This is a genomic window from Rubrimonas sp. (genome assembly GCF_036788415.1).
GTDB lineage: Bacteria > Pseudomonadota > Alphaproteobacteria > Rhodobacterales > Rhodobacteraceae > Rubrimonas.
On sequence record NZ_DAIQNN010000215.1, the window covers coordinates 1 to 2551 of the forward strand.

Here is a 2551-nt window from a genome sequence, read left to right on the forward strand (position 1 = left end):
CGTATTCGGCGAGCCGGCGCAGCGAGCGGTAGGGGCTGCGCTTGCGCGACATCGCCGCTTCGGAGGCCAGCACGAGGTCGACCCCGGCCATCTCCGAGAGATAGCCCTCGGCAGCCATCACGACCTGCACGAGCCCGAGGCTGTCGAGCCCCGAACCCTCGCCGAACAGCGTCGCGTCCTCGTCGAGCGAGACCGCGGCGTCGGGCGCACGGCCCGCATTGACCTCCTCGGCCGCGGCGCGCACCGCGCGCAGGGCCGTCGCGTAGTCCAGCATTTCCGTCACGGTCTCTCCTCACTCGATCCTGCGGCGTCGGTCGCGCGTGGGAAGACGCGCGGCGGCGCGACGAACAGCACCCGGTCGGACGGCACGTCGGTCGTCACGACGCAGTTCGGTCCGATCTGCACGTCGTCCCCGATGCGCACGTTGCCCACGATCACGCAACCCGGGCTGAAGCTCACCCTGTCGCCGATCACAGGTCCCTTGCCTTCCTCCCACGTGGTCCCGACCCCGAGCGTCACGCCCTGCCGGATAATGCAATCGTCGCCGAAGGTTGCGTATTGGTGGACGACGATCGCGCCCTGATGGCCGATCAGGAACCGGCGGCCGATCTTCACCGAGCGTTGCATCTCGATGCCGTAGATCGCCTTGCAGAACCAGTGCCCGAACAAATAGATCGCCGACAGGAAAAAGCGGGCGGGTCGCCGCAGCATCATGGCCTTGACGCCGATCCGGTGGACCCACACCGCCTGCAATCCAGGTGAGAAGAACCGACTGAAATGCGTGCGATAATCCTCGGCCATGATCCGCCGCAGACCCATCCCGCGGATCAGATCTTCGTTGACGGGCGCCGGCGCGCGGGGCGCAACGTCTGATGATTTTTCCACCTGCCCTATCATCTCGCTCCAGAAGTCCGTCAGTACTGCGCCTTGCGAAAGGCGACATATTGGGGCGACTAGCACGAACAGGATGACACGCGCTACCTTTGCAACATGTAAACGCTCGAATCTGACTTCGCCCCGTGCTCCCGGACTGGGAGCTGGGGGACTATGCGGCCATTGCGCGGGTCATGTCGATCCTGGCCTGCTCCGGCGTGCGATAGCCGATGCTCGAGCGCCGACGGCGCGCTCGCGCCAGTCCTCGCCTTCTGGCTCGGCGGCCCTGTGATCGCCTTCGCGCTCGCCACGCTTCCGGGTCTGCGCGATCTCTATCGCGCGCCGGACGAACTGCTCGAAAGTCGAACCGCCGAGGGTCCCGAGGCCCACGCGATCCTCGACCCGTTCGAGATCGAGCGCCTCGAAGACGCGCCGTCGCCGATCGCCGAACGGGCGCGCGCCGACGGCTGACCGGCCGCTCCGGCGGGTCGGTCCTCAGATCTTCGACGCGCCGCGCTGTCTGAGTCGCCCCGCCATCCGCATCGCCAGATGCCGCAGCGCCAGCGGCTCCCGCGCGATCTGGCGCGCCGCTGCGCCCCACGCGCCCGCCTTGGCGGCTCTCGCCGCGATCGTATAGGCCAGCGCCGTCTTGAGAGAGCGCGTCCGACGGCGCTGAGCCGCGGCGGCGCTGCGCGGGAAGGGCGCCCGGCGCAGGAGCGCCTTGTCCGCGCGCAGAATGGCCGCGATCTGATCGGCGCTGATGCGCGCGGAAGTCGACCCCGACCGGACCGTGTAGAGATATCCCGGCTCGGCCGAGAGGCGCGCCCGCGCGCCGAGCGCGAGGCACTCGGCCATGAGGACGTAATCCTCCCCGATCATCAGACTCGTGTCGTAGCGCAGGTGGCGACTGACGAGAAACTCGCGCCGGATCATCGGCTTGAGGTATCCGAAGTTCGGCCCGCGCGCGAAGATCCGGTTCGCGAGCACGTATTCTCGCAGCGTCAGGTCGCGCGGCGACGGCGAGAAGGGCGCGAAGAGCGTCCGGCTCTCGCCGCCCTTCTCGGGGCGGATGAGCAGATTGTCCAAGACGATGTCCGCATCCGCGCCGATCGCCAGCAGCCGCGCGAACCGTCCCGGCGCGAAGGCGTCGTCCGCGTCGAGCACGGCGATCCAGGCGCCGCGCGCGACGGCGATCGCGTCGTTGCGCGCCGCACCCGGCCCGCCATTCACCGCCCGGCGCAGCACGCGCAGACGAGGATCGCCGTAGGAAGCCGCAACCTCCGCGGAGCCGTCCCCCGATGCGTCGTCGCAGACGATGACCTCGATGCTCGCGCCCTCCTGTCCGAGGGCGCTGCGGATCGCCGCGCCTATCGTCCCGGCGCAGCGATAAGCGGCGATCACGACGCTGACATCCGGGACCGCCGCGACATCCTGATGTCTCGAAGATCTCCTCGTCATAGGCCCTCCTTGCGTCGCCGCCGCCGGTCGCCGCTTCAACGCGCAGCGTCGAACCGGCGGCGACCGGGACTTCCTTCACCAATCCGCACCATGGGCTTCATATCAGGTTAAGCGCCCGCGAGATCGCGTCTCGCCAGAGCCGACGCAGCCTGAATGACGGGCGACCGGCCAGGGCGCGCTCGCGCGCCAGCGCGGCGACGGCGATCTCGGGCGGCGCGGG

At 69.1% G+C, this 2551-nt stretch carries 4 protein-coding genes; 1 reads left to right on the top strand and 3 read right to left on the bottom strand.

The window, feature by feature from the left end:
- Together V7Q31_RS18710 and V7Q31_RS18715 are read right to left on the bottom strand one after the other, a co-directional pair.
- Positions 1-274: hypothetical protein (locus V7Q31_RS18710; RefSeq protein ID WP_333835350.1), on the bottom strand; the 274-nt coding region annotated here is incomplete at its 3' end.
- Between the two features lie 5 nt (positions 275-279).
- Positions 280-801, bottom strand: a complete 522-nt coding sequence (locus V7Q31_RS18715; RefSeq protein WP_333835347.1) for a serine O-acetyltransferase — start codon at positions 799-801, stop codon at positions 280-282.
- 360 nt (positions 802-1161) lie between these two features.
- On the opposite strand from V7Q31_RS18715, the gene V7Q31_RS18720 reads away from it, so the two are divergent.
- Complete coding sequence (locus tag V7Q31_RS18720; RefSeq protein ID WP_333835348.1) at positions 1162-1344, top strand: hypothetical protein; 183 nt, start codon at positions 1162-1164, stop codon at positions 1342-1344.
- 24 nt (positions 1345-1368) lie between these two features.
- Here V7Q31_RS18720 and V7Q31_RS18725 read toward each other — a convergent pair whose 3' ends face one another.
- Positions 1369-2331: a glycosyltransferase family 2 protein gene (locus V7Q31_RS18725; RefSeq protein WP_333835349.1), complete on the bottom strand. Its 963-nt coding sequence runs from the start codon at positions 2329-2331 to the stop codon at positions 1369-1371.
- Positions 2332-2551: the final 220 nt, after the last annotated feature.

Coding starts and splice junctions, on each gene's coding strand:
- V7Q31_RS18725 (WP_333835349.1), bottom strand. CDS start 2,331: ATGACGAGGAGATCTTCGAGACATCAGGATGTCGCGGCGGTCCCGGAT.
- V7Q31_RS18715 (WP_333835347.1), bottom strand. CDS start 801: ATGGCCGAGGATTATCGCACGCATTTCAGTCGGTTCTTCTCACCTGGA.